Here is a 25,481-nt window from a genome sequence, read left to right on the forward strand (position 1 = left end):
ACTTTTGTCATCAATACCGAGCCGATGTGGGACAATGCCCGCCACTTTCAGCCATACCCGAATCGACCACGCCCATGAACGCCCCCCGCACACCCCGCCCTGCGCGCAAGAAGCCTGATTCCGCCACCCCGGCCAAAGCCGTGGAGCCGCGTGAAAAAGCCAGCCTGCACCCGCGCAATCGCCATCAGGGTCGTTACGACTTCCCGGCGCTGATCAAAACCACGCCAGAACTGGCAAAGTTCGTGATCATCAACCCGTACGGCAAGGAAAGCATCGACTTCGCCAGCCCGGACGCGGTGCGCGTGTTCAACCGGGCGTTGCTCAAGTCGTTTTACGGCATCGCGCATTGGGACATCCCGGCCGATTACCTGTGCCCACCGGTTCCGGGTCGTGCCGACTACGTGCACTTCCTCGCAGACCTGTTGGCCAGCGTCAACGACGGCGAAATCCCGCGCGGTGCGCCGGTCAAGGTGCTCGACATCGGCATGGGCGCCAACTGCGTCTATCCGTTGATCGGCTACAGCGACTACCGCTGGCACTTCCTCGGTTCGGAAATCGACCCGACGGCTGTCGCCGCCGCCAAAGCCATCGTGCAGTCCAACGGTCTGAACAAAGCCATTCAGTTGCGCCAGCAAAGCAATCCCAAGCACATCCTGCTGGGCCTGCTGGAGCCGGGTGAACGCTTTGACCTGACCATGTGCAACCCGCCGTTCCACGCCTCGATGGACGAAGCGACCAAGGGCAGCGAACGTAAATGGCGTGCGCTGGGCCGTGCCGACCCAAAACGTAAATTGCCGGTGCTGAACTTCGGCGGTCAATCGGCTGAGCTGTGGTGTGAAGGTGGCGAAGCGCGGTTTGTGACGCAATTGATCGCCGAAAGTGCGAGCTTTCAGCACAAAGTGTTGTGGTTCAGCACGCTGGTCTCGAAGGCCTCTAACCTGCCTGCGATCCAGACAGCTTTGAAAAAGGCCGGCGTCCTGGAAAGCCAGGTGGTGGAAATGTCCCAGGGTCAGAAGCAGAGCCGCTTCGTTGCCTGGACCTTCCAGACCAAGTCCGAGCAGCAGGTCTGGCGCGAGCGCTGGGTTAAAAAAAGCTGATTACCTGACCGATACAAATCAAATGTGGGAGCGGGCTTGCTCGCGAATGCGGTAGGTCAGTCGACTTTAATGGTGACTGACCCACCGCATTCGCGAGCAAGCCCGCTCCTACATTGGTTTAGCGGTGCTGGTGGCAAATCGCAGACACAAAAAAGCCGTGCCCGGATTGCTCCGGAGCACGGCTTTTTTTACTGCGTCTTACTTGTTAACAGCGTCGGTCAGGCCTTTGGCCACAACCAGCTTGATAACTTTCTTGGCAGCGATTTCGATGGCAGCGCCAGTCGAAGGGTTACGGCCAGTACGGGCAGGACGCTCAGTCACTTTCAGTTTGCCGATACCTGGCAGAGTGATTTCGCCGCCGTTTTCCAGCTGATCAGCAACGATTTGGCCCAGTTGGTCCAGAGCGTTACGCGCGGTGGTTTTTGGCGCGTCGATAGCTTCAGCGATGTCGGCGATCAGTTGGTCTTTAGTAAGAGCCATGTAGTGTTCCTTCCCTATCAAATTCATATGGATTGCAGAGTGCAGTGTCAGCCATCGAGCCCGATCTTCTGGATCTGGCACCCTCGGCCAATAACCACTGGATCGGGGTTATAGATACCGAAATCAGGGTTTGGTTCGACCTGACAAATGCTGAATGCACGCTTAACGCAGTTACTTCGCGCAAGACGGGGCAAAACTAGCACAGAGACGGGGAAATATCCGCCTCTAGCTACCCATTTGGTCAGCTTTATTGCTCTAAAACGGGAAAAAAACCCATAAGCGCCGCCGGTCGCCCCGGATTTGCCCTTCATGCCGCGCCAAAACCAGTGGTTGCGGTACACTTGGCACTTTTTCGGGGAGCACGCCCTCCTCTCTTCAATCAGCCGAGAAGCCCATGCCGATCCGTCATTGCATCGTCCACCTGATCGACAAAAAACCCGACGGCACACCAGCAGTTCTTCACGCCCGCGACTCTGAACTTGCCGAGTCGAGCGCGATCGAGAACATGCTTGCCGACCTCAACGAGAGCTATAACGCCAAACAAGGCAAGGCCTGGGGTTTCTTCCATGCCGAATCCGGCGCGCACCCGTTCAGCGGCTGGCTGAAGGAATACTTCGAGGGTGGCAAGGACTTCACGGCGTTCAGCCGGGTGGCGGTGGAACATCTGCAAAAGCTGATGGAAGAGTCGAACCTCTCAGTGGGCGGCCACGTGCTGTTCGCGCATTACCAGCAAGGCATGACCGATTACCTGGCGATCGCGCTGCTACACCACAGTGAAGGCGTTGCAGTGACCGATCAGCTGGACGTGACCCCGTCCCGCCACCTGGACCTGGGCCAATTGCACCTGGCCGCGCGGATCAACGTGTCCGAGTGGCAGAACAACAAACAGTCCAAGCAGTACATTTCGTTCATCAAAGGCAAGAACGGGAAAAAGGTTTCGGAATATTTCCGCGACTTTATCGGCTGCCAGGAAGGCGTCGACGGCCCGGGCGAAACCCGCACCCTGCTCAAGGCGTTCAGTGACTTCGTGGAAAGCGAAGATTTGCCGGAAGAGTCCGCCCGCGAAAAGACCAAGACTCTGGTCGACTACGCCAGCAGCCAGGCCAAGCTCGGCGAACCGATGGGCCTGGAAGAACTCTCGGAGCTGATCGACGAAGAACGCCCGAAAGCGTTCTACGATCACATCCGCAACAAGGATTACGGTCTGTCGCCGGAGATTCCGGCAGATAAACGCACCCTGAATCAATTCCGCCGCTTCACCGGCCGCGCGGAAGGCTTGTCCATCAGCTTTGAAGCACACCTGTTGGGCTCGAAGATCGAGTACGACGAAGAAGCCGGCACGCTGATCATCAAGGGCCTGCCGACTCAGTTGACCGACCAGCTCAAGCGACGCAATTGATGCTGAACGCCATCCTGAAGAAATTCCTGCTGATCCTGCTGGTGGTCGTCGTTTACCAGAACTGGGGCAAGATCGAGCGGGTGTTCAACCCTTCGCAAGTGGTGTCGGAGCAGACTCAGGCCAAGGCCAACGTCGTGCTCTATGCCACCGACTGGTGCGGTTACTGCAAACTGACCCGGCGTTTTCTCGATCAGAACGGCATTGCGTACAAGGAATTCGATATCGAGAAAGATGCCCAGGCGCGCACGGCGTATGAGGCGTTGGGTGGTGGCGGGATCCCGATTATCGATGTGAACGGGACACTGATTCGCGGGTATGACCCGGACGCTATCCTCGCCGCCCTGAAATAACTTACCCAATCCCTGTGGCGAGGGGGGCTTGTCGGAACGCCGCATCGCCCCGTTGGGCTGCGAAGCGGCCCCAGCATTCCAATGGCTAAACCTCACCATTAGGATTTACGACTGCTGCGCAGCCGAACGGGGGCAAGCCCCCTCGCCACAGGGAAGAAGGGGGGTTCAGTGTTTTTCGATGCGAAACCCAAAGCGCGGAAAGTGCACATGCACCACGCCGCCACGTTCGTCTTCACGGCGCAGGATCAATTCCTCGCTGCCCGCAAACAGCAACTCCCCCACCACCGGATCAACGCCGTAATCGATGGCGGCGATCTTCACCTGCTGGCCAGGTTCAAACCCGTTCGGTTCTTCGAACTGCTCATCCGGCAACGCTGCTGGCGTGGCATTGCGCGCTACCTCCAGCGCCTCGACGGATGTCATCTCGCTGGACGCACCATGCCCGAATCCGGTCACCCGCCCAAACCAGGCCGACACAGCGGGATAAACATCAACCAGCGGGGAAGTGACCGGCGTCGCCTTGAGGAACCACAGGGAATGGGCCAGGGCAAAGTCGGCAATCGACGGTTCGCCAAACAGGAAATCACCCTGCTCGCGCTGCAGCTGTTGCTCCAGCCGCGCCATGATCGTCGGCCATTGATGTTTCGCCTGCTCGGCGGACAGCCTGGAAGCGCTGCCACCGCTGAACAACCCGGCGCGGTCGGCGAGGAATGCCTTGATCGCTTCCGGCGGCAACTTGCCGAAGCGTACTGCTATCGATTCCGGCTGAAAGACCAGGCTGACTGCATGCTGGAAAACCACTGAATCAGCCCAGGTTGCAAAGCTGGCAGTGATCATTTCCTGACCTTCCGGGAAGAACGCCGGCAGGGCTTTTTCCTGCTCTAGACGACGAGCGATCAACGATGTATCGCAATAGATATCCGCGCCAATCTGCAACACCGGCGTCCGGCGGTAGCCACCGGTCAGCGCAGTAAGATCGGGTTTTGGCATCACCGGCGAGATGTTCACCGAGCGCCAGGACAACCCCTTGAAGCCCAACAGCAGGCGGGCCTTTTCGGCAAAAGGGGACGTCGGGTAATGATGCAGAATTAACTCGGACATGCTCGGCTCCGCCGCACGGATAAGGGATCCGCAGCTTAGCGCGCAATCGACAAGCGGCCTACAGATCTGCCTGATAGGCACTTATCAATCAGGTTGATAAACCCACAGCGGCGCTCGCGACCAGACATTCCTTGGCGCTTTTCCTGAGTTTTTTGATCAGCCGTTCCTGCCGTAGCGCTTCGCTTTTATCGCGACAGACTTCTGTGTAGACCAGCGCCACGGCAGGGCTGGAGAGGAAAAACCGGGCGCCCTTGCCGCTCTGGTGAGTGGCGAAGCGTCGCACAGGGTCGTCGCTGATGCCGCAGTAAAGCGAACCATTGGCCACGCGAACGAGGTAGACGAACCAGGGTTTGCTAACGGGCAGCACCGGTTCGGCGGCAATGTCGGAAGATTCGCTGAGGGTGCTCACGTGACGATCTTGGCTTGTAGGAAACAAGCCGCGATCTTATCAGCGACTGGCCTGAAATGCCTTCAGCCCCTTGAGGGCTTGAGCACGAACGGCGTTTCTGACCAGAGGCGTCCAGCCCAGAATCAGCCCTTTGAAACCCAGCGCCTGCCGCGACCAGGCCCACAGGTCGAAGCTATCGTGGTGCTCGCAAATCTTGCCGTCGCGAAACACGAAGCGTGCCTGAATGTCGTTGACCACAATGTTGCCGGTCTGGCTGAACAGATACGTCGCGACCCAGTGCGCGCCACCGGTGCGCTCGTCGGCCCGCACGTTGTCGAAGGTCAGGGAAAAGTCCTTGGCCCGAGTGGTGAGCATGCGCCACATGTCGCCGGCATCACGACCGCGCAGTTCGCCGAATGCCGGATCACTGAACACCACGTCGTCGGTGTAGCAGGCGCTCATGGCCTCGGCATCCAGACGCTGGAAAGCCTGGTAGAACCGGGTGATCAATGCGCTGTGGACTTCACTCATGGGCAGACTCCGGACGTTTGAAGGATTGCCTGCACGATAGTCTGCAAACAGGGGCAAGACCATGGGCATTCGTGGCGGGAATATTGCGGGACTGCCCGAGTGCATTGCGAACCTAATGCACCATGCCACTCTCACGGGCATAGGCAAAAAGGTCCACATCCGTGGAAATGCCCAGCCGCTGCATCGCCATGCTTTTCTGTTTGCTGATGGTCGAAACGCTGCGTTTGAAGTGACCAGCGATCTCACTGACGGTCATGCCACTGGCGAGCATTCTGACCACCTCGTGCTCTTTTGCGGAAAGCACAGCGGAACTCGACTGCCCCTGCGCGTCTGCCTGAAGCAGCGCGGGGCGCAACGATTCGCTGATATAACGGCGCCCTTCACCCACCGATTTGATCGCCAGGGGCAGTTCCTTTGCCGACGCGCCTTTGTCGATGATCGCCACCACGCCCAGCGCGAATGCCGCCCTCAGCGTGGTGACGCTGGCAAACATCGTGACCACAATGATCGGCATCGTCGGGTAGCCACGTCGCACCCGGCTCAGCATTTTCAGCCCATCGGCCTGCAAGTTGCCCGGCATGCAAAAGTCGGTGATCAACAGATCACAAGACGTCGTGCACAGCAGACTCAACAGACTGTCGGGACCATCCGCCTCCCCTACCACCACACATGTCCGGTTCAGATCGACGAGCATTCGCATGCCGATACGAACGACCGGATGGTCGTCAGCAATGATTACGCGCATTGTCGGATTTATCCTGTTGGGTGGCCGGAATGCGCGAAAAATAGCGCTGTCCGGGCCTTACCACAACGCCCTTTCCCGAGCGTAGAACCACCTCACCCAATGTAATCGGGGGACTGGTCTTTCTCCTATGCAACAAAAAGAATCGCCCTACATTTTCAAGCTACATCGGCCACACAGAAGGACTACAGATAACGCGATGCAGTAGAGCGATTTGTAGCCCGCAACGCGCTTTCATACACCAGCCCCTCCGTTTTCGTATTAGTTGCATTCCGCCAAGCTACTTCGACCGATAGATTGCGCCCTGTCCGTACAGGGCAAATACCCAACAATCTTTCATCAAGGAAGAGCCAGCACATGAACAACCGTTTATCCCTCCTGACCGCAGCTTTGCTGCTGACCGGTGCCTCCTCCGCTTTTGCCGCCTCCAGCACGGACCTGACGGTGAAAGGCCTGATCACTCCGAATGCATGTACGCCAGTATTGGCCGGTGGCGGCATCGCCGATCACGGCAAGTTTTCCGTACAAGACCTCAATCCCGACAAACACACTTACTTGCCTGAAATAGTCATGCAAATGACAGTGAGCTGCGATGCGGCCACGTCGTTTGCCATAAACCCGATTGATAACCGTGCAGGCACAGGCACTGCGGGCACTTACTTTGGCCTGGGGCTGATCAATACCAACGAAAAACTGGGCAACTTTCGCGTTATTCCACGCAATGTGATGGCGGACGGCACCCACGCTCAAGCCATTCTCTCCACTGATGGCGGCGAGACCTGGCTCAAGGAAGGGGCGACAGCATTCTGGGGGGTCAACAACATCTGGAGTGTCGGTGCCCTGGGTGCCGACATTGCGCCAATCGCGATGAAGGATTTGAGCCTTGATTTACGTGTGCGTACCGGCATCGCCCCCACCAACAGCCTGACCCTGACCGATGAAGTCACACTCGACGGCTCAGCAACCCTCCAGATCAAGTACCTGTAACCCACCGTCATCAACGGGCACGCCCGACACAGGGCGTTGCCCGCCCACTCAAAGGACGACCCATCATGGAAAGATGCTCCTTCGCTCTATTGGCTCCACTGTTGATCGCCTGCGCCCCCGTGGCCTTCGCCTCCAGCAGCACAGAGTTGAGTGTCACCGGCCTGATCACCCCGAGCGCCTGCACACCCAGCCTGTCCGGCGGCGGCATCGTAGACCACGGCAAAGTGTCGGTGAAAGACCTGAGACCGGACCAGCCCACGGCCCTGGAAAACGGCACGCTGTATCTGCAGGTGAATTGCGGTGGCGCCACCCCGTTTACCCTGACGACGATCGACAACCGCTCAGGCACTTCCGCCTTCCACCCCAATAGTCACGGGCTGGGCGTCATCAATGACGACCAGAAGCTGGGCAGCGTTGCACTGCGCCTGTTCGATACGGTGGCCGATGGAGTGGCGGTGAAGACCATCGTTTCCCTCAACGACGGAGCCACCTGGCGAGTGTCCTCCTACCTGGGACACGCTGGCCGCACCGCGTTCGCGGCATTGAACGACCTCGGCACTCCGATCGCCATCATGGATTTGAGCGCACGGCTCACGGCGTTCACCACCATCGTGCGCGCAAATGATCTGACGCTGACCGATGAAATCCCCATCGACGGGCACATCACCGTGCAACTGAACTACTGATCGACCGGTGTGCCCGGTTCCATTTTTTCGAACATTCAACGAGACACGTCATGACGATGTTTTCCAAAGTCACCCGTCATCTGTTCCATTCGGTCATCGGCGCATTCGCCCTGCTGCTGACCGCACACGCCGAGGCCGACGGCATGGTGCCGAACACTTCGGTGGTCATCGTCAACGAGGCCGACGGCGAAGTGTCCGTGTCCGTGACCAACACCGACACCAACCTGGCGTTGATGCACGTCACCCTCGAAGACATTGCCGAAGACCGTGAGTCCCTGGTGTTCGTCACGCCACCACTGTCGCGCGTCGAGGCGGGCAAAACCCAATTGGTGCGGTTCATTCTGCAAACGGAAAAACCTCTGCTCACTCAGCGTTTGAAGCGGGTGATCTTCGAAGGCATCCCCCAGGGCAAAGCCCCCACCGAGGCCGGTCAGGCACGGGTCGGCGTGACTGTGCGGCAGAATTTGCCGGTGATCCTGCACCCCAAAGGCCTGGCCCCCAATCGCACGCCATGGACCGACCTGCAATGGTCGCTGAAGGACGGTCAACTGACCGTGCGCAACGACACGCCTTATGTGGTGCGTCTGGGCCAGGAAGTGCAATTGTTACCAGCGGCGGGCAACGCGATGCTGCCGAAAACCTATGTGCTGCCCGGTGAGCACATCAGTATCAAGGTCGTCGAGGGTGCCGCCACGCGGGTGCGTTTCCAACCGGCGACGGTCTACGGCTTTGCAGTGCCGCATTACGAGGCGCCCATCCAGTCCTGAACCACCCTGACGGCGTCATCAAGGAACGATGAGCGCCAATGTTTCAAGGCGACGACCACTTGGCCGTTGCCACAGCCGCGCCTGTAACCGCACGCAGCAATAACCCAAGTGATCCCGATGAACACAGTATCGAATTACCGTGATGGCGAAGCCGTGCCCGTTATAAGGGACGGCGCTCTCCCTCATCCATGGCAACGAAGCACATTGGCGTTACTGCTGAGCAACGCGCTGATGATGCTCGACGCCTACGGTGAAGTGTCGATGTCCGCCTCGTTCGACAAAGACACGTTACTGCAGCGCGGCATCGATCCGGCGCTGGCGACGTTGCTGATGCAGGCGCCGCAGTTCACGGCCGGCCGCCACCCGGTCACGCTCATCGTCAACGGCCAGCGTCATGGCCGGGCCGATATCACGTTCGATCGCGAAGGTGCGTTGTGCTTCGATCGCGCGCTGCTCGATGCAGCGAACCTGAAGGTGCCCGATCATTTGCTGGACGATGGCCCCTGCCACGATTTTCTTGGCAGCGCTTCGCAGACCGTCATCGAACCCGATCCCGCGAGCCTTACCCTGTCGTTGATTGTGCCCACCGACGCGATACGCCCCAGTGCCCGGGATTTTTCCGGCTATCAAACCGGTGGTGTCGCCGGTTTGATCAACTACGACGTCACCGGTTTGCACAGTCGTTCTGCCGACAGCACCAGCCGATTCGCCTCGGCCAACACCGAACTCGGCCTCAATGCCGGTGACTGGATCGTGCGCAGCCGTCAGGTGCAGACCTGGCAGGACGACGTGTCCACAACGACTCATATTGCGGCATACGCCCAGCGTACTTTCGCCAGCCAGGAAGCGGTGCTGCAGGGGGGTCAGATCAACCTCTACAACCCAGTGCTTGCCGGTGCGCAGATCACCGGCATGCAAGTGCTGAATGAACAAGCACTGCAGGTCGAAGGGCAAAGCGCGGTCATTGAAGGGATCGCCAACAGTCAGGCCCAAGTCGAGGTCCGGCAAAACGGTTCACTGATCCATTCCACGGTGGTACCCGCCGGCCCGTTCGCGCTCACCAACGTACGGCGGCTCAACACGCGCTCCGACGTGGAAGTCACGATCAAGGAGACCGATGGCAGCGAGCGCCGTTTTACCGTGCCGGCCACGATGTTAGGGGTCGGCTTGCCAGCGCCCGGATATTCGCTGGGCGCCGGTCAGTTGCGCAATGTCGGTGACGTGCAGGGTGGCGATCCCTGGGTCATCAGCGGCGGCTGGAGCGGTGCACTCACCCCGCAAGTGTTGCTCAGCGCCGGCCTCACCGGTGCCGCCGACTATCGCGCGGCGGGTGCCGGCGTCGGCCTGTTGCCCTCGCCTGTCACCCAGCTGCAAGCCACGCTGACCGGCGCGGACGCCAGCGGCAGACAAGCCAGTCAGGGGCTTCAAGCTGACCTGAGCGTCTCGCATCGCTTGAACGAGCAGTGGGCGCTCAATGCCGGCAGTTCTTACCGAACCCCGGGCTACCGGGAACTGGAAGATGCGGTGTTCGCCAACACGTCCGACAACAGCCAATCCCTTTACCGCGATCAGCAAAGCGCGGCCCTGTCATGGTCGCATCCATGGCTAGGCGCCTTCAGCAGCGGCTTCAGCCGGTCCAGTTCGTTCGACGGTCAAAGCAGCAGCCGCGCCCTCGCTTCCTGGGGCACCAACATCGCTGGCATGTCCATCTCGGCGACCGCCGAATGGCAGCTCAGCGGTTCGAACGGCAACGATGACAGCGTCTACCTGAACCTCAGCATTCCGCTGGGCGAAAACCGCCGGGCACGCAGCTGGGTACGCAGTTCCGCCGGCGAATTGCGCAGCGGCGTGGGCTTGAGTGAACGGGTCAACGATCAACTGGGTTACCGGGTTGGCGTCGAACACGATACGCACAACAAACAGGTGCAATCCACGGCCGGTGTTTCGCTGCTGCCGCGCTACACCCAGCTCGATCTCAATTACACCCGCGCCGATGCCGAGCGCTCCAGCTACCAGGCCAGCGCTCGCGGTGGCGCAGTGCTGCACGGCGGTGGCGTGACGCTGTCGCCGTACCCGGTGAGCGACACCTTTGCGTTGCTGTCGGTCGGTGACATGGCTTCCATCAAAGTGTCGACGCCCAGCGGTCCGGTGTGGACCGACTGGCAAGGTCAGGCGGTGATCCCGCAAGTGACGGCTTACGGCAAAAGCCCGGTGGAAGTCGACACCAAAACCCTGCCCCGCAACGCCGACATTCACAACGGGCTGGCGGTGATTTCGGCCGGTCGCGGCGCCGTCGACAACGTTGAATTCGGCATCACGCTGACCCGACGGGCCTTGCTCAAGGCCACCACCGCCAACGGCACGCCCCTGCCGCGCGGTGCCTCCGTGAACACCGCGGATGGCGAGTTCGTGACCCTGGTGCAGGACGGCGGCCTGGTGTTTTTGCCCAACGTTCTCGACCGCCGCGCGTTGTGGATAAGCGCGCCGGGGCTCGAGCGCTGCGAACTGCGCTTCGAACTGCCCACCGACGCCGACGCCGACGCGTACTACGAAACCGCCCCTGCCAAGTGCCAACCACTCTGAGGATGACTGCATGACCCTGTCTCGCTATCTGCTGCTGACCCTCGCGCCCCTGGCATTGAGCGGATTCATCCCGCAGGCCAAGGCGTCCATGGACGACTGCCATTTCAACCTGAGCCAGTCGGTGCTCGATTACGGGCTGATGAACCGGGCGATACGGCCCGATGCCGCACCGGAGCGCAACCTCGGTGAACGCCAGCTCAGCCTGACCCTGAGCTGTGCGCAGCCCATCGACATGAGCCTGTTCTACCGGGCGATGGCCGCGACCGCCGGACGCTTTCACTTTGCTGAACGCGGCAGCTATCAGATGCGAATTCGCGATGCCGTGCTCGATGGCCAATCGGTCGATATCGGGTTGATTGCCGGGGTCGGACAACCGCCGGCAGAATCGGCGTCGAGCCTGATCTGGCGACCCGAGTACGGGGTCGTCCCGGTGCAGGCCGGCGTGCCGGTGCAGGGTCGCAGTTTCTCGGCGCAGCTTGAGCTGACGGCCTGGGTTCAAGAGCAAGGCATGCAGGTGCGTGACGCGGTGACCTGGGAAGCCTTCGGGGTATTCGACGCCGCCGGACTCACCCGCGAGGCGACCTTGCGTGCCCGCTTCGCTCCGGCGGCCTGCGAACCGGTGCTGTCCAACGGTGGTGTGGTCGACTTCGGCACCCTGTCGAAAAAAGACCTGCACGCAGACAAGGACACACACCTGCCGCCCAAGTCGTTGACGCTGATGGTCGGCTGCGACGCGCCGACGTCCTTCGCCTTGATCATGCATGACAACCGCTCAGGCTCGGCGACGCTCGACAGCGAGATCGACTACGGCCTGGGCAAGGACAGCCGCGGCAACAGGATTGGCCGTTTTTCACTGCTCGTGGACCCGGCCGACGCCCATGCCGACAGCTTCGCCCGCCTTTATCGAACCGAGTCCAGCACCGCCGGCACGGCCTGGAGCACCGGCAGCGCCAACCCGGTCGCCATCGGCAAAAGCCGTTATCTGGCGTTCACCGACAACGCCGGCAGCGGCGCCGGCCCGGTGCTGATCCAGAACCTCAGCACCACGGTGACCGTCGACGCCGTCATCGCCCCCACCAATAGCCTCGACCTGAGCAGCGCCATCGAGCTCGATGGCGCGGGGACGATCGAGATTATTTACCTGTAACACCCAACCCGTTCCTGCTGGATCCTGGGCGCACTCGAGCGTCTCGGGGCAGACAGGGCACAACCTGAGAAGTGAGTAAACAATGATTAAAAAGTACTTTGCAGCACTCTCCGCCACTGCGCTGATTGGCGTTGCGCCTTATGCACTGGCGGCCTCAAGCACTGATTTGACGGTGACGGGTCTTATCACCCCAAATGCTTGTACCCCTTCGTTGTCCGACGGGGGACTGGTCGACGTCGGCAAGGTGGAGGTAAAAGACCTCAATCCAACACAGTACACAGTAGTCGGCAGACAACCGATGCAATTGACGGTTGCGTGTGATGCGTCAACTCTATTTGCACTAAACGGTATAGATAACAAAGCCGGGACATCATCGTCCGACTTGTATTTCGGATTGGGCCTGACCAGCAATAATGAAAAAATTGGTTACTTCACGCCATTGATCCGAAGCGCGCTTGCGGACGGACAGCCTGCACACTCGATCAGATCGATTGATAACGGTGCGAGTTGGCACCGCATCTATCAGATTCTTAAGAAAAGCCTCACATCGACAAGCGTTGTTGGCACTCTCATTCCAATCGCCGTGAAGGACCTCACTGTGGAACTGACGGTTCAAACCGTCATTGCCCGCGCCGACAGCCTCACCTTAACCGACGATGTTGCTATCGACGGTTCAGCCACATTTGAAATGAAGTACCTGTAAGCCGTGCACCTTGCCCGAGGTCCTGCTTCGGGCAAGGACTGATTCCGCTCACCCGACAAAGCGAAACTGTTCCATGACAAAAATTCCACACGCTCTGACCATGACGTTCATCGTCCTGACGGCGCCGCTCACCTTCGCCGCCTCGTCGACAGAACTGACGGTCACTGGCCTCATCACCCCACTCGCCTGCACCCCGATGCTGTCCAACAGCGGCCTCGTCGACTACGGAAAAATCTCCCGGCAAGACCTCAGCATCGACAAACGCACACGACTGCGCGACCAGACACTCGACCTCGACATTCAGTGCAATGCGCCCACGCGTTTTGCCCTGCTGATGCGCGACAATCGCGACGGCTCGGCCATCGTCAACAGCGAGATTTACTACGGCCTGAACCACGACCACAGCAACAATAAAATCGGCTTGTATTCGCTGAATTTCGATCCGGCCAGCACGGTGGTGGACGACCTGACGCAGGTCTATAGAACCGACTCCACCACGGGCGGCAAAGCCTGGAGTTCGTCGAACAGCCAGGCCATCCCGATTGGCTCCCGAAGCTATCTCGGCTTTACCGACAGCGCAGGCAGCAGCGCCGGTCCGATAGCCATCCGCAACCTGACCAGCCGGGTGACGGTCGAAACGGTCATCGCGCCCACCTCCGAGCTGGACCTGAGCAGCGAGGTGCAACTCGACGGTTCGGCGACCCTGGAAGTTGTTTACCTGTAGCTCAGACCTTTTCGCTGACCACCTGCACGTACAGCGAACGCCCGGCGCCGAGGCCGGCGACGATTGCACCGAGACCAATGACACCGAAGATCCAGCCCAGCGCCGTCCAGCCGCCGGTCCAGTCATGCACGATACCGACCGCGAACGGCCCCATCGATGCCAGGGTGTAACCGAACCCCTGGGCCATGCTCGACAGGTTGGCCGCGACATGCGAATCCCGCGAGCGCAGCACGATCAGGGTCAACGCCAGGCTGAACGTAGCGCCCTGCCCCAGGCCGAGCAGAATCGCCCAGCCCCACAGGCCTTCAATCGGAGCGTAGAGACAGCCGAACAGACCGCCGAGGGTCATCAGCATCACCACTACAATGGCCAGTCGCTGATCCTTGCCGCGCGTTGCCAGCCAAGGCGCCGCGAGAGAACTGGCCAACTGGACGATCACCGATCCTGACAGCACCAGACCGGCCTGGGTCGGTGTCAGCCCGCGACCGATCAGGATCGACGGCAACCAGCCGAATACGATGTACGCCAGGGACGATTGCAGGCCCATGTACAACGTCACTTGCCAGGCCAGCGGATCACGCAACAGTCCGCGAACCCGATACGCGACGTTGTGTGCGCCGTGCTTCTGGCCACCCACTTGCGGCAGCCAGAAGATCGCCGCGACCAGCGCCGGCAGCACCCAGAAGCCCAGGCCCATGGCCCAGCTCTGGTCGAAATGCTCACTCAACGGCACGGTGGCGCCGGCGGCCATCGCGGCGCCCAGGCACAACGCCATGGTGTAGACACCGGTCATGGCCCCGGCCTGTTTCGGGAAGTCGCGCTTGACGATGCCCGGCAACAACACACCGATCACACCGATGCTCGCCCCCGCCAGCACGCTACCGGCAAACAAGCCGATCTCGCCAAATGAACTGCGCAGAATGATCCCGCCCGCCAGTGTCAGCAGAATCCCCAACACCACTCGCTCGGCGCCAAAACGTCGCGCCAGCACCGGTGCCAGAGGGGCGAAAAGGCCGAGGCAGAGCACCGGCAATGTCGTCAGCAAACCGGCCTTGGCCGCCGACAACCCAAGGGTCTTCGACACCTCGCTGAGCATGGGTGCCATGCTCGACAGCGCTGGACGCAAGTTCAACGCCACCAGGATCAAGCCCAGTAGTAACAGCCATGGTCGGCGCAGGATCGGGGGAGTTTGCTGGACGTGTTCGTCATCGGCCTCGGCGTCGATCAGCAACTCTTCGAGCTCCGCCGTGCGCTTGGGTTGCGTGAGATGGCTATCACTACTGGACATGGATTTCTCGGTTTCAAGGTTCATTGATCAACTGCCTCGACAGGGCTTTGGCCCGTTCCGGGTCGCGTTGCTCGACGGCGTCCAGCAGTTCGATGTGCAGGTCGAACACTTCCTGGCGTCGCGGGGTGATGTTCAGGGTCTGGCGCAACTGTGCGCCGATGACGCTGGAAAAATAGCGATACAACTCGCTGAGCGTCGGGTTGTGCGCGGCGTCCACCAGACGGCGGTGGAACACCAGGTCGCAGGCGATGTAGCTGTCGAGATCGCCGTGGTAGTGGCTGCCGCTGACACCGAGCGCTTCGCGCAAGGCCACCAGGTCTTCGTCTGTTCGGCGCAGTGCCGCGAGGCCGATGGCTTCGACTTCAAGGATGTGCCGCGTCTCACGGGCCTGCTCGTGGGAGCAGCGCGACAACGCCTTCATGGTGTCCAGCGGATCGATGACGGCCCGCAGGTAGCTGCCGTCACCCTGACGGATTTCGATCAATCCGGAAAACGCCAACACGCGCATGGCTTCCCGCACGGTGTTGCGGCTGATGCCCAGTTCGGTCGCCAGTTCTGGCTCGGTAGGTAAACGTTGGCCGACGACCCAGATGCCTTGCGTGATGCGCAGACGTAGCTGATCCAGCGCTTGGTCGACCAAGGATCGCTTGGTCAATGGAGAAATGTCTGACATGGAATTCGCCCTTTCATCCAATCATAGGATGAATTTTCTGACATGTTTGTCAGATTCGTCCGGGTGGGCAACGGGCCAGGGTTTTAGAGGAGGCAAAGGTTCGGGGTGAAATGCGGCGGGATGGGAAGAATCGGGATACCGCCCTCAGCATCCGCCGAGAGCGGCTTGGTTGAGGATCAGTGCCCGCCGAGATAGGCCTCTCGCACTTGCGGATCCTCTAGAAGCTCCCGGCCAGTGCCTGACATGCGAATCTGCCCGTTGACCATGACATAGGCCCGGTCACTGAGCTTGAGCGCATGATTGGCATTTTGCTCAACCAGGAAAATCGTCATCCCCCCTTTAGCCAGTTCGCGAAGGGTCTGGAAGATATGCTTGACGACTATCGGCGCCAATCCAAGGCTAGGCTCATCCAGCAACAGAATCTTGGGACGGCTCATCAGGGCACGCGCAATAGCGAGCATCTGTTGCTCACCACCAGACATCGTCATTGCCCGCTGATTTCGCCGTTCCTTCAGACGCGGAAAGAGCTCGAACATCCGCTGCAAGTCTTCCTCGGCGTGCGTCATGCCGATGGGGATGGTTCCCATCAACAGATTCTCTTCAACCGTCATATCCGGAAAGACCCGGCGCCCTTCTGGCGACTGGGCAATGCCATTGGAGGCGATGTAGTGAGATGACTTCTTGCTGATGTCCTCCCCTCGGTAAAGAATCTCCCCGCCGCCAGCACGGGGTTGGCCGAAAATGGACATCAGGAGCGTTGACTTGCCGGCGCCGTTTGCACCGATCAGCGAGACCGTTTCGCCTTCATGGATCTCTAGCGAGACATCACGCAGTGCCTGAATAGGCCCATAAAAAACGTCGACATTGCGTAACTCCAGGATTGGCACCTTCATGCGACCTCCTTCTCATCAGTGGCACCCAGGTAAGCGGCAATGACACGTTCGTTGGAACGGATATGCTCGGGCCCACCCCGGGCAATAACGTCACCGTGTTCAAGCACAATGATGTGATCGGAGATGCTCATGACCATGCCCATATCGTGCTCGATCAGCAGCACAGTGACACCATGAATATCGCGCAAGTCCCGAATAATGGTGGTGAGCTTCAGCGTTTCTGCCGGGTTCAAACCCGCGGCGGGTTCATCGAGACACACCAACTCCGGGTTAGTGCACATCGCACGGGCAATCTCAAGACGACGCTGCTGCCCGTAGGACAACTCACCTGCCAGGCGATTTGCAAATTCGCCAAGATCGACGAACTCCAGCCAGCGAAATGCGTTCTTGATCAGTTCCTTTTCGGTGCGGCGGTAACCTGGCGTATTGAACGCACCCGCCAACAAATTGCGATTGGCCTCCATGTGCTGAACCACCAACAAGTTCTCAATCACTGACATTTCTTTGAACAGTCGAATGTTCTGAAAGGTGCGCGCCAACCCGGCACGATTCACCAAGTGCGTGCCGCCGAACATCTTGAACCAGAGCCGAGAAGCAAATTTCAACGGATTGACGAAATCCGTCATCTGAAATGGCTCGCCGAGGATCTTGATGATGTTGGTATCGCGCTTACGCGTATTGAGCTGGATCCGCCCCCCCGAGGGTTTGTAGAAACCAGTCAGGCAGTTGAAAACGGTAGTCTTGCCGGCACCGTTGGGGCCTATCAATGCGGTAATGGAAGACCGCTCGACCTCGAGATTAACGTCCTTCAGGGCCTTGATACCACCGAAGTGCATCATGAGATTTTCTACACGCAGAATGGCGTCTTTCATTTCGCGACCCCTTCCGGAACTGCAATACCAATCCGGTTGATACGGATCAATCCTCGCGGCTTCCAAATCATCATCACCACCATCAGTACCCCAAAGAGCAGCACGCGGTAGTCGGCAAAATTACGCAGCAGCTCCGGTACTACCGTGAGCACGAAGGCTGCAATCACTACCCCGACGGTTGAGCCCATCCCACCCAACACGACAATTGCCAGGATCAGTGCGGATTCAAAGAAGGTGAAGGATGTCGGGTTAACGAACCCCTGGTAACTGGCGAAGAAAACGCCAGCAATACCCGCGGTCGACGCACCAATCATGAAGGCCGACAGTTTCACCAACACATGATTGAGTCCCATGGCCCTGCACGCGATTTCATCTTCGCGAAGGGCTTCCCAGGCGCGGCCCAGAGGCATGCGAGTCAGGCGATGTTTTAGATAAAGCACCGTCATCACTACGATGAAAAGGACGGTGTATATGAAGATGTATTTCAAATTAGGGTTATAGGCGATTCCGAAGAACTCATGAAACGGAATACCACCGTCCTTGGCCTTGCGCCCGAATTCCAGTCCTAGAAAAGTAGGCGAAGGTACAGCCATGCCATTAGGGCCACCGGTGAGGGACGACCAGTTATTCAGCACCAGTCGAATGATCTCCCCGAACCCCAAGGTCACGATTGCCAGGTAGTCACCATGCATGCGCAAGACCGGAAAACCCAAAATCGCACCCGCAAAAGCCGCTAACAGAGCTGCCAATGGAATCGCCGACCAAAATCCCAACCCCAGATGTTCGTATCCGAGGGCCAAGCCATAGGCACCGATTGCATAAAAGGCCACATACCCCAGATCGAGCAAGCCGGCCAAACCAACAACAATGTTTAGTCCCAACCCAAGAAGCACATAAATGAGCCCGAGGATGACCACAGTGAGAATGTACTTATTCGCCACAAACGGTAGAACTGCGGCAACTAATACAACCAGAAGCAGAATCCAGCGCATATTCGATTTATAGCCAGGCGGGAGCACAGTCACCCCACTACCGGTCAAATCAAAACGTGAACTGAATTTTTTACCATGAGATGTTTGCAAAAAAGCACTGACGAGGAAGCGTCCCGCCATCACCACAGCAACAGACCAAACAACACGATCAGCATGGAAATTGAAGCTGTAGCCATCCAGAACGACGCCAACAATTGGCCCGAATATAACTAACGCCAGCAATCCCGCAAGCAACGTATCCAGGAGACTTTTTTTCAAGTCGATAGATGACGATTGAGCACTCATGTTACACCTTCGTTACTTTTGGACGCCCCAAGAGGCCTTGCGGACGGAAGATCAAAATTACTACGAGCAACGCAAACGAAAACACGTCTTTGTAATCCGAGTTTATGACACTCGAAAATTGAGCTTCCGCAATACCGAGAATGAGCCCACCCAGCATCGCACCCGGTAATGAACCGATACCCCCTAATACGGCCGCCGTGAAAGCCTTAATACCAATGATGAACCCTGCATAAAAATCAAAGGTACCGTAGTTCATTGTAATCAGAACGCCTGCCAAAGCAGCCATGGCTGCACCAATAACAAACACATAGGAAATAACCCGATCTGTATTGATGCCCAATATCGATGCCATCTTGCGATCTTGCTGTGTCGCTCGGCACATTCTCCCCAAGCGGGTGCACTTGATGATGTAAGTCAACACGCCCATGCCTATAAAGGAAGCCAACAAAATAAAAATTTTTGTGTAAGTGATTTGAACGAAACCACCGGCAAAATCCAAACGTGCAGCACCTTCCAACAGGGTTGGAATACCTTGCTGTCGAGCGCCCTGGGTTAGCTGGACATAGTTTTGCAGAATCAATGAAATCCCGATGGCAGATATCAGTGGTGCAAGGCGAGTTGAGTTGCGCAGCGGTTTATAGGCCACGCGCTCAATGACCCAACCATAGGCACACGTAATAGCGACAGTTATGATGAGTGTGCCGAGTATTAACAGCGGAAACGAATGCAGACCAAAAAATGCCAAGAGAGCCAACGTAATAGCAGAAAGGTAAGCGGAAATCATATAAACCTCGCCATGCGCGAAGTTAATCATGCCGATGATTCCATACACCATGGTATAACCAATTGCGATCAGTCCGTAAACCGACCCCAACGTCAATCCATTGACCATTTGTTGGAGGAACAGAGCGTCCACATTGACTCTCCTAGTTAAAGTAGTTCAACCCATACCGATAACGGCATGGGCATTGAGCGACTTGATAAATCAAATCTGCTTATATTTACCGGCGGCATCCCAGCGATACATGACATAAGGGGAGGTTTTCAGATCGCCCTTCTCATCCCATTCTTTACTGCCCATTACCGTGTCCACAGGATGGGATTTAATCCAAGCGCCGGCTTTCTCGTTATCGGTACCGCCGGTGGCTTTATAGGCAGCAGCCAGTGTCTGCAGAGCAGCATAAGAAAACAGTGTGTAACCTTCCGGCTCGTAACCTTTGTCGCGGAAATGTTTGACCACCTCCTGCCCTTGCGGAAGGCCGCGAGGATCGACCACAAAGCTCATCAGGACGCCATCGGTGTACTGTGCTCCACCTGCTGTGGTCACCAGTTCGTCGGTCACGATGCCATCGTCAGAGACGAACTTTGCCTTCAGACCCTGCTCACGCATTTGTCGAACCAAAGGGCCTGCTTCGGAATGAAGACCACCGAAATAGACCACGTCAGCGCCTGAGGCGCCGATCTTCGATACCAGCGAATTGAAATCTTTCTCGCCGCGCGTCAGCCCCTCAAAAATCACCTCCTGGACACCACGTGCGTGCAACTGATCACGAGTGGCCTGGGCCACGCCCTGACCGTACGTATCTTTGTCGTGAATGATTGCGACCTTGGTGGCTTTCAAGACATCAACAATGTAGTTACCCGCGACAATGCCCTGTTGATCGTCACGACCACATATCCGGAAAACAGTGCTGTAGCCGCGATCTGTCAACTTGGGATTGGTAGAACCCGGGGTGATCGAGATGACGCCGGCTTCCTCATAGATTTCGGTTGCCGGAATGCTGGAAGAAGAACAGAAGTGGCCAATGACTGCGCTGACCTTATCGGAATCAACCAGGCGGTTAGCGACAGCGATCGCTTGCTTGGGCTCACAAGCATCATCACCTTTCACCAAGACGATTTTTTCACCGTTGATGCCACCCTTGGCGTTGATGTCCTCTGCGGCTTGGGAAGCGCCTCTCCAGAGTTGATCCCCGTAGGTGGCGTTAGCGCCAGTGTGGGGGCCGGCCACGCCGATTTTAATGTCGGCATAGACTTGAGTCGAAAGTCCCATGGCGGCTGTAAGCGCCAAGCCGAGAGCCTTGATTTTAAAATTATTGGTTTTCATGTCTTCCTCTCTTCTTGTTTTAACGAAAAACATCAATCTCATTAGTTACATCACTGTTTTCAACATCAAACAGTCGCAAAAAATACTGAACCACAGGCAATACAACCCACCACAACCGCACTCGATCACGAGCACAGCGAATAACTCAAATGACATTCACCCTGCTTTAAAGTATTACTCTCATGCACTGACCAGCATGATAAAGGGAGAATCCGCCTTCATAGAGAGCACTTCGCAAACCAGCCGTATAAAGCGGCTTCATGGGGGTGAACGGTAACGGCAAGTCATCCGGTTTATCATTCATCAAGTAATCGGCCAATGCCTTACCAATGACGGTACCCGTGGTGTTTCCGCGCCCGTTATAACCTGTCACTGCAACAATCCCGGCAGCCGGTTCAAACAAACGCATCAAGTGATCGGGAGTGAAGTCAATGCATCCGGTCCAATGCATCTCCCACTCAATCTTGCCCAACGTTGGAAAATAGTGGCTCTGAATTCGGTCGGCCCAACTTTTAATGAACCAGGCTGGCTTGTTGTCTGTTCGCCCCATACTGCCGAGCAACAACCGGCCCTCCGCATCTCGACGAATACTGCTCAACACCATACGGGTGTCCCAAGAGCCTTGGCCATGCTTCAAGACATTGTCGGCCGCAGCCCCTACCAAAGGCGTCGACGCCACTTGATAGTAATAACCGCGGAAATAATTCTTTTGCAGTTCGGACCAATCACCTTCGGTGTAGGCACCTGTCGATATGACGACCTTGTCACAGCTCACCGCACCCTCAGTGGACTTAACCAGCCAACCTCGCCCCTGTTTTTCCAATTGGGTGACGGGTGAATGCTCAAACAACCGTCCACCCAGGCGCTTGACTGCGTCAGCCAGACCCGTGGTGTAACCCATTGGATTGATCGTTCCAGCTCGACGATCCAGCAAGGCCGATGAAATTCTATCGGTGCCACAATATTCCTGGCATCGGGCTCCGCTGAGCAACTCGACATCGGCGCCTCGCCGCTTCCACTGGTCATGGCGAGCTTGTAAGTCGGCAGCGCCTGAGGCGTTATGAGCCATATGAAGCGTGCCATCGTTACGAGCCTGGCACTCGATGCCCAGTCTTTTGATCGTCGAAAAAACCTGACTCGGGGCTTCCCCCAGAACCTTGTTAAGACGGCTACCTGCTTTGGTTCCCAAAGTGGACTCAACATCGTCAGGGCGGATCCAGGTTCCCGCATTCACCAACCCTACGTTACGCCCTGAACCGCCGTGACCGATCTGATGCGCCTCAAGCAGCGCCACACTCTTGCCTTTCTCAAGCAAGTTCAATGCAGCAGAGAGCCCGGTTATACCGCCGCCAATAATACAGACGTCGACTTTGACAGTGCTTTTCAGAGCAACAGTCGACACCTGTTTCGGCGTTATATGCTCCCAGAGACACTCTCTACGTAACTCAACCATATACATCAACCTCTCGACCGCCAAACCGCAGTGGAACACATATGTTTATAGAACCAAGGGTTCAGGAAGGGCGAACTCATAACACTCACTCATCATCCAAACATTGGATATGAGCGTCGTGGATTCGAAGGAAGAGCGGATCAGCGACTGACCGACCCCATAAACAGCGCCCAGGGATATAACAGTTACGAGCAAGATGCCAAACGCCAGCAGAACTGACGAAGTGTAAATGCCGACACAATACAACGGCACTATTAAAATCAGGGAGGTGACCAACAGCATAGCGACTGTCATCCAGAATGGAGTACTGGCCTTCGTCACTTTTTCAGTGTTCAAAGTTGAGCCCCTCTTACAAACAGGATGAAAGATTCAAGTATCACAAACATGGCGTTGGCCTTTTATTATTACTACTGCTTGTCAGCCAATTACTTCATTCAGGCGAGCACTCGGTGAGCGCCGACCTATCACTGCTGTTTTAAATCCTTCAGCGAATAATTTTGCGCCCGAAGACGGCACTCCCCGCATCGAAAAAACCGATACAGGGAGCGACTTCATCAATCGAATACAATGCCCTGAGCCAGAGGCAGCTCGCGGGAATAGTTCACTGTATTAGTCTGACGACGCATGTAAGCCTTCCAGGAGTCGGAACCGGATTCGCGTCCGCCACCCGTTTCCTTCTCGCCACCGAATGCCCCGCCGATTTCGGCGCCGCTGGTGCCGATGTTGACGTTGGCAATGCCGCAGTCGCTGCCGGATGCGCTTTGGAAACGCTCGGCTTCTCGTACGTCCAGGGTGAAAATGCAGGACGACAGCCCCTGAGGCACTTCGTTGTTCAGGCGCAGCGCTTGCTCGAAATCGTCATAGGTCAACACGTACAAAATCGGTGCGAAAGTTTCATGACGAACGACTTCGGATTGGCCAGGCATCTCAACAATGGCCGGCGCAACGTAATAAGCGTTTGGGTACTGTTCCTTCAATTGACGCTCACCACCAAACACCTGACCACCTTCGTCACGTGCCTTGCTCAGAGCACCTTGCATCGATTCGAAAGCCTGTTTGTCAATCAGCGGTCCGATCAGATTGTCCTTGCGTGGATCACCGATACGCACCTTCGCGTATGCAGCTTTCACTCGAGCGACAACTTCATCTTTGATCGAACGATGCACGATCAAGCGGCGCAGCGTAGTGCAACGCTGACCGGCCGTACCAACGGCGCTGAACAGGATGCCACGTACAGCCAAATCGAGGTCAGCACTTGGCGCCAGGATCATCGCGTTATTGCCGCCGAGCTCCAGGATAGTACGACCAAAACGAGCAGCTACACGCGGACCCACTTCACGGCCCATACGAGTACTACCGGTAGCACTAATCAAAGGAATACGCGGATCGTCGACAAGCACCTCGCCCGCCTCACGATCACCGATGATCAGTTGGCTAAGCCCTTCAGGAGCGCTACCAAAGATTTTTATTGCCTGTTCAAACAATGCCTGACACGCCAGTGCCGTCAGTGGTGTTTTTTCAGACGGTTTCCACAGCACGGAGTTACCGCAAACCAGGGCCAGGGTGGTGTTCCAGGCCCATACGGCGGCCGGGAAGTTAAAGGCACTGATAACCCCTACAACACCGAGTGGCTGCCACGTTTCACGCATGTGGTGACCCGGGCGCTCAGACGCAATAGTCAAACCATACAATTGGCGAGACAGTCCGACAGCGAAGTCGCAGATATCGATCATCTCTTGAACTTCGCCCAGGCCTTCCTGGAAAATTTTGCCGGTCTCTACCGACACCAGTTCGCCTAGCTGCTCTTTGTTTTTACGCAGGACTTCACCGAACACACGGACCAGTTCACCACGACGTGGGGCTGGTACGTCGCGCCAGGCCAAAAAGGCCTGATGAGCGAGATCAATCTTCTGCGCAACGGTTGCTTTGCTCTCTAAAGTTACAGAAGCAATCTGACTACCATCGATAGGGGTATGAATGGGATAGCCGCCATTCGTGAAAGCAGCCTCAGAAACGCCAAGGCCTTTAAGCAGTCCATCAACCATTTTTTTCTCCTGACTCTGATGGTGGTTGAAATTATTGATCTGGGTCATTATTAATCTGAACCCACGGATCAACAAACGACGTTTCCTCAGCACATCATTCCCCCAATGAATGACGTTGATTAGCCGTCAGTAGAGTGAGAGACATGTACAAACGCCTTGCTCCCTCCATGGCAGCCCTTCAGTGCTTCGAAGCAGCGGCTCGTCATTTGAGTTTTACTCGCGCCGCCGAAGAGCTCCACCTGACACAGAGCGCCGTGAGCAAACAGGTCGCCCAGTTGGAGGAAATGCTGCGTCATCATCTCTTTCATCGAATACGCCGACGGCTGCAGCTGACACCTGCGGGAGAGCTGTATCTCGCTGAGGTCGATAAAATATTGACCCAGGTTGATATATCGAGCCGGTACATTCTTTCCTATGGTGGCGAAACCGAAGTCCTGCGAGTGGCCACCCAGCCCACCTTTGGCGCACGCTGGCTGATCCCTAATTTAAAAGGTTTCGGTAAGCGGTTCCCCAACATCCACCTGGACATCCGCAGCGAACTGGAGCCCTTTGATCTGCTCAAGGCAAAGGCTGACGTGGTCTTCTTCTTCGGTCAGGGCTCCTGGCCAGGAGCCATCTGCACCAAGCTTTTCGAAGAAGACGTGGTACCCGTTTGCTCTCCGGATGTTCTTGCCAACAGATCAATCAAGAGTGCCGCCGACCTGACTGACCTTGTTCTCCTGCAATGCACGTCTCGCCCGGAAGCCTGGCATGAATGGTTTCTCGAACAGGATTTGCACACGGAAAACAGCTATCACGGCCCACGCTTCGACACGTTTTACATGTGCATACGCGCAGCCCAGGCAGGCTGCGGGGTCGCCCTGGTCCCGAAATTCCTGGTCGAAGACGAGATTGCCGAGAAGAAATTGGCGGTTGCCTGGGACTACTCTGTGCGTAGCACTGGATCACATTTCATGGCCTGCGCAGAGCACGCGGCAGAAATACCGAAGGTGGGTAATTTTGTTGAATGGATACTGCAACAAGCGAAGCTCGGAAAACACGAACTATGAGTGCTTTAAGAGTTTAAGGAATGAAGCTGTAATTTCTTTTCGCTTGTCGCGACCCTGCATTCCTCGCTTACATAGAAAATATATCTATGCAGCCAGGACACAAAAATGCCAATGCGTTCCACAAACAACTACCAATGGG

At 57.2% G+C, this 25,481-nt stretch carries 25 protein-coding genes; 11 read left to right on the top strand and 14 right to left on the bottom strand.

Annotated elements, in window-relative coordinates; all coding sequences use genetic code 11:
* Positions 1–74 precede the first annotated feature (74 nt).
* On the top strand, positions 75–1,097 hold the full coding sequence (gene rlmF, locus EAH78_RS05790) for a 23S rRNA (adenine(1618)-N(6))-methyltransferase RlmF (RefSeq protein WP_140666557.1): 1,023 nt from the start codon (positions 75–77) through the stop codon (positions 1,095–1,097).
* Positions 1,098–1,295: 198 nt separating this feature from the next.
* On the opposite strand, the gene EAH78_RS05795 is transcribed toward rlmF, so the two are convergent.
* Complete coding sequence (locus EAH78_RS05795; protein WP_007905514.1) at positions 1,296–1,577, bottom strand: HU family DNA-binding protein; 282 nt, start codon at positions 1,575–1,577, stop codon at positions 1,296–1,298.
* Positions 1,578–1,971: 394 nt separating this feature from the next.
* Here EAH78_RS05795 and yejK point away from each other — a divergent pair, with 394 nt between their 5' ends.
* On the top strand, positions 1,972–2,976 hold the full coding sequence (gene yejK, locus EAH78_RS05800; RefSeq protein WP_007944833.1) for a nucleoid-associated protein YejK: 1,005 nt from the start codon (positions 1,972–1,974) through the stop codon (positions 2,974–2,976).
* Positions 2,976–3,326 carry a glutaredoxin family protein gene (locus tag EAH78_RS05805; protein ID WP_140666559.1) on the top strand — a complete coding sequence of 117 codons (351 nt, stop codon included), beginning with the start codon at positions 2,976–2,978 and terminating at the stop codon, positions 3,324–3,326. The genes yejK and EAH78_RS05805 overlap by 1 nt, the downstream gene beginning before the upstream one ends.
* Positions 3,327–3,491: 165 nt before the next feature.
* Here the strand turns inward: EAH78_RS05805 and EAH78_RS05810 are convergent, their stop codons facing one another.
* The 4 genes from EAH78_RS05810 to EAH78_RS05825 all read right to left on the bottom strand — a co-directional run bounded on the left by EAH78_RS05810 (position 3,492) and on the right by EAH78_RS05825 (position 6,091).
* A complete protein-coding gene (locus EAH78_RS05810) occupies positions 3,492–4,427 on the bottom strand; it encodes a glutathione S-transferase family protein (RefSeq protein ID WP_140666561.1) in 936 nt (311 codons plus the stop codon).
* An 88-nt stretch (positions 4,428–4,515) separates the two neighbouring features.
* Positions 4,516–4,836 (bottom strand): GIY-YIG nuclease family protein, encoded by a 321-nt coding sequence (locus tag EAH78_RS05815; RefSeq protein ID WP_140666563.1) that lies wholly within the window; start codon positions 4,834–4,836, stop codon positions 4,516–4,518.
* 39 nt (positions 4,837–4,875) lie between these two features.
* A complete protein-coding gene (locus EAH78_RS05820) occupies positions 4,876–5,346 on the bottom strand; it encodes a nuclear transport factor 2 family protein (protein WP_140666565.1) in 471 nt (156 codons plus the stop codon).
* A 112-nt stretch (positions 5,347–5,458) separates the two neighbouring features.
* Positions 5,459–6,091, bottom strand: a complete 633-nt coding sequence (locus EAH78_RS05825) for a response regulator transcription factor (RefSeq protein ID WP_140666567.1) — start codon at positions 6,089–6,091, stop codon at positions 5,459–5,461.
* Between the two features lie 354 nt (positions 6,092–6,445).
* On the opposite strand from EAH78_RS05825, the gene EAH78_RS05830 reads away from it, so the two are divergent.
* From EAH78_RS05830 to EAH78_RS05860, 7 genes are all read left to right on the top strand, one after another.
* Positions 6,446–7,075 (top strand): DUF1120 domain-containing protein, encoded by a 630-nt coding sequence (locus EAH78_RS05830; RefSeq protein ID WP_140666569.1) that lies wholly within the window; start codon positions 6,446–6,448, stop codon positions 7,073–7,075.
* Between the two features lie 65 nt (positions 7,076–7,140).
* Positions 7,141–7,761 (top strand): DUF1120 domain-containing protein, encoded by a 621-nt coding sequence (locus EAH78_RS05835; protein ID WP_140666571.1) that lies wholly within the window; start codon positions 7,141–7,143, stop codon positions 7,759–7,761.
* Positions 7,762–7,811: 50 nt separating this feature from the next.
* Positions 7,812–8,528: a fimbria/pilus chaperone family protein gene (locus EAH78_RS05840; RefSeq protein ID WP_140666573.1), complete on the top strand. Its 717-nt coding sequence runs from the start codon at positions 7,812–7,814 to the stop codon at positions 8,526–8,528.
* A gap of 117 nt (positions 8,529–8,645) precedes the next feature.
* Positions 8,646–11,111: a fimbria/pilus outer membrane usher protein gene (locus EAH78_RS05845; protein ID WP_140666575.1), complete on the top strand. Its 2,466-nt coding sequence runs from the start codon at positions 8,646–8,648 to the stop codon at positions 11,109–11,111.
* A 10-nt stretch (positions 11,112–11,121) separates the two neighbouring features.
* A complete protein-coding gene (locus tag EAH78_RS05850; protein ID WP_140666577.1) occupies positions 11,122–12,258 on the top strand; it encodes a DUF1120 domain-containing protein in 1,137 nt (378 codons plus the stop codon).
* 82 nt (positions 12,259–12,340) lie between these two features.
* On the top strand, positions 12,341–12,961 hold the full coding sequence (locus EAH78_RS05855; RefSeq protein WP_140666579.1) for a DUF1120 domain-containing protein: 621 nt from the start codon (positions 12,341–12,343) through the stop codon (positions 12,959–12,961).
* Between the two features lie 73 nt (positions 12,962–13,034).
* Positions 13,035–13,685: a DUF1120 domain-containing protein gene (locus EAH78_RS05860; RefSeq protein ID WP_140666581.1), complete on the top strand. Its 651-nt coding sequence runs from the start codon at positions 13,035–13,037 to the stop codon at positions 13,683–13,685.
* A gap of 1 nt (position 13,686) precedes the next feature.
* Here EAH78_RS05860 and EAH78_RS05865 read toward each other — a convergent pair whose 3' ends face one another.
* The 9 genes from EAH78_RS05865 to amaB form a co-directional block, all read right to left on the bottom strand.
* Positions 13,687–14,997, bottom strand: a complete 1,311-nt coding sequence (locus EAH78_RS05865; RefSeq protein ID WP_140666583.1) for a CynX/NimT family MFS transporter — start codon at positions 14,995–14,997, stop codon at positions 13,687–13,689.
* A complete protein-coding gene (locus EAH78_RS05870; protein ID WP_140666585.1) occupies positions 14,987–15,646 on the bottom strand; it encodes a FadR/GntR family transcriptional regulator in 660 nt (219 codons plus the stop codon). Before EAH78_RS05870 ends, EAH78_RS05865 begins: the two co-directional genes overlap by 11 nt.
* 176 nt (positions 15,647–15,822) lie before the next feature.
* Complete coding sequence (locus EAH78_RS05875) at positions 15,823–16,539, bottom strand: ABC transporter ATP-binding protein (protein ID WP_140666587.1); 717 nt, start codon at positions 16,537–16,539, stop codon at positions 15,823–15,825.
* Complete coding sequence (locus EAH78_RS05880) at positions 16,536–17,411, bottom strand: ABC transporter ATP-binding protein (protein ID WP_140666589.1); 876 nt, start codon at positions 17,409–17,411, stop codon at positions 16,536–16,538. The genes EAH78_RS05875 and EAH78_RS05880 overlap by 4 nt, the downstream gene beginning before the upstream one ends.
* On the bottom strand, positions 17,408–18,688 hold the full coding sequence (gene livM, locus EAH78_RS05885) for a high-affinity branched-chain amino acid ABC transporter permease LivM (protein ID WP_140666591.1): 1,281 nt from the start codon (positions 18,686–18,688) through the stop codon (positions 17,408–17,410). The genes EAH78_RS05880 and livM overlap by 4 nt, the downstream gene beginning before the upstream one ends.
* A 1-nt stretch (position 18,689) precedes the next feature.
* Positions 18,690–19,604: an ABC transporter permease subunit gene (locus EAH78_RS05890; RefSeq protein ID WP_140666593.1), complete on the bottom strand. Its 915-nt coding sequence runs from the start codon at positions 19,602–19,604 to the stop codon at positions 18,690–18,692.
* A gap of 69 nt (positions 19,605–19,673) precedes the next feature.
* Complete coding sequence (locus EAH78_RS05895) at positions 19,674–20,795, bottom strand: ABC transporter substrate-binding protein (RefSeq protein ID WP_140666595.1); 1,122 nt, start codon at positions 20,793–20,795, stop codon at positions 19,674–19,676.
* Positions 20,796–20,961: 166 nt separating this feature from the next.
* Positions 20,962–22,248, bottom strand: a complete 1,287-nt coding sequence (gene amaA, locus EAH78_RS05900; protein WP_140666597.1) for an L-pipecolate oxidase — start codon at positions 22,246–22,248, stop codon at positions 20,962–20,964.
* Between the two features lie 554 nt (positions 22,249–22,802).
* Positions 22,803–24,293, bottom strand: a complete 1,491-nt coding sequence (gene amaB / locus EAH78_RS05905) for an L-piperidine-6-carboxylate dehydrogenase (RefSeq protein WP_140666816.1) — start codon at positions 24,291–24,293, stop codon at positions 22,803–22,805.
* A 143-nt stretch (positions 24,294–24,436) separates the two neighbouring features.
* Here amaB and EAH78_RS05910 point away from each other — a divergent pair, with 143 nt between their 5' ends.
* Complete coding sequence (locus tag EAH78_RS05910) at positions 24,437–25,342, top strand: LysR substrate-binding domain-containing protein (protein WP_140666599.1); 906 nt, start codon at positions 24,437–24,439, stop codon at positions 25,340–25,342.
* Positions 25,343–25,481: the final 139 nt, after the last annotated feature.

Origin of the sequence: Pseudomonas arsenicoxydans (genome assembly GCF_006438915.1) — a bacterium.
Lineage (GTDB): Bacteria > Pseudomonadota > Gammaproteobacteria > Pseudomonadales > Pseudomonadaceae > Aquipseudomonas > Aquipseudomonas arsenicoxydans_A.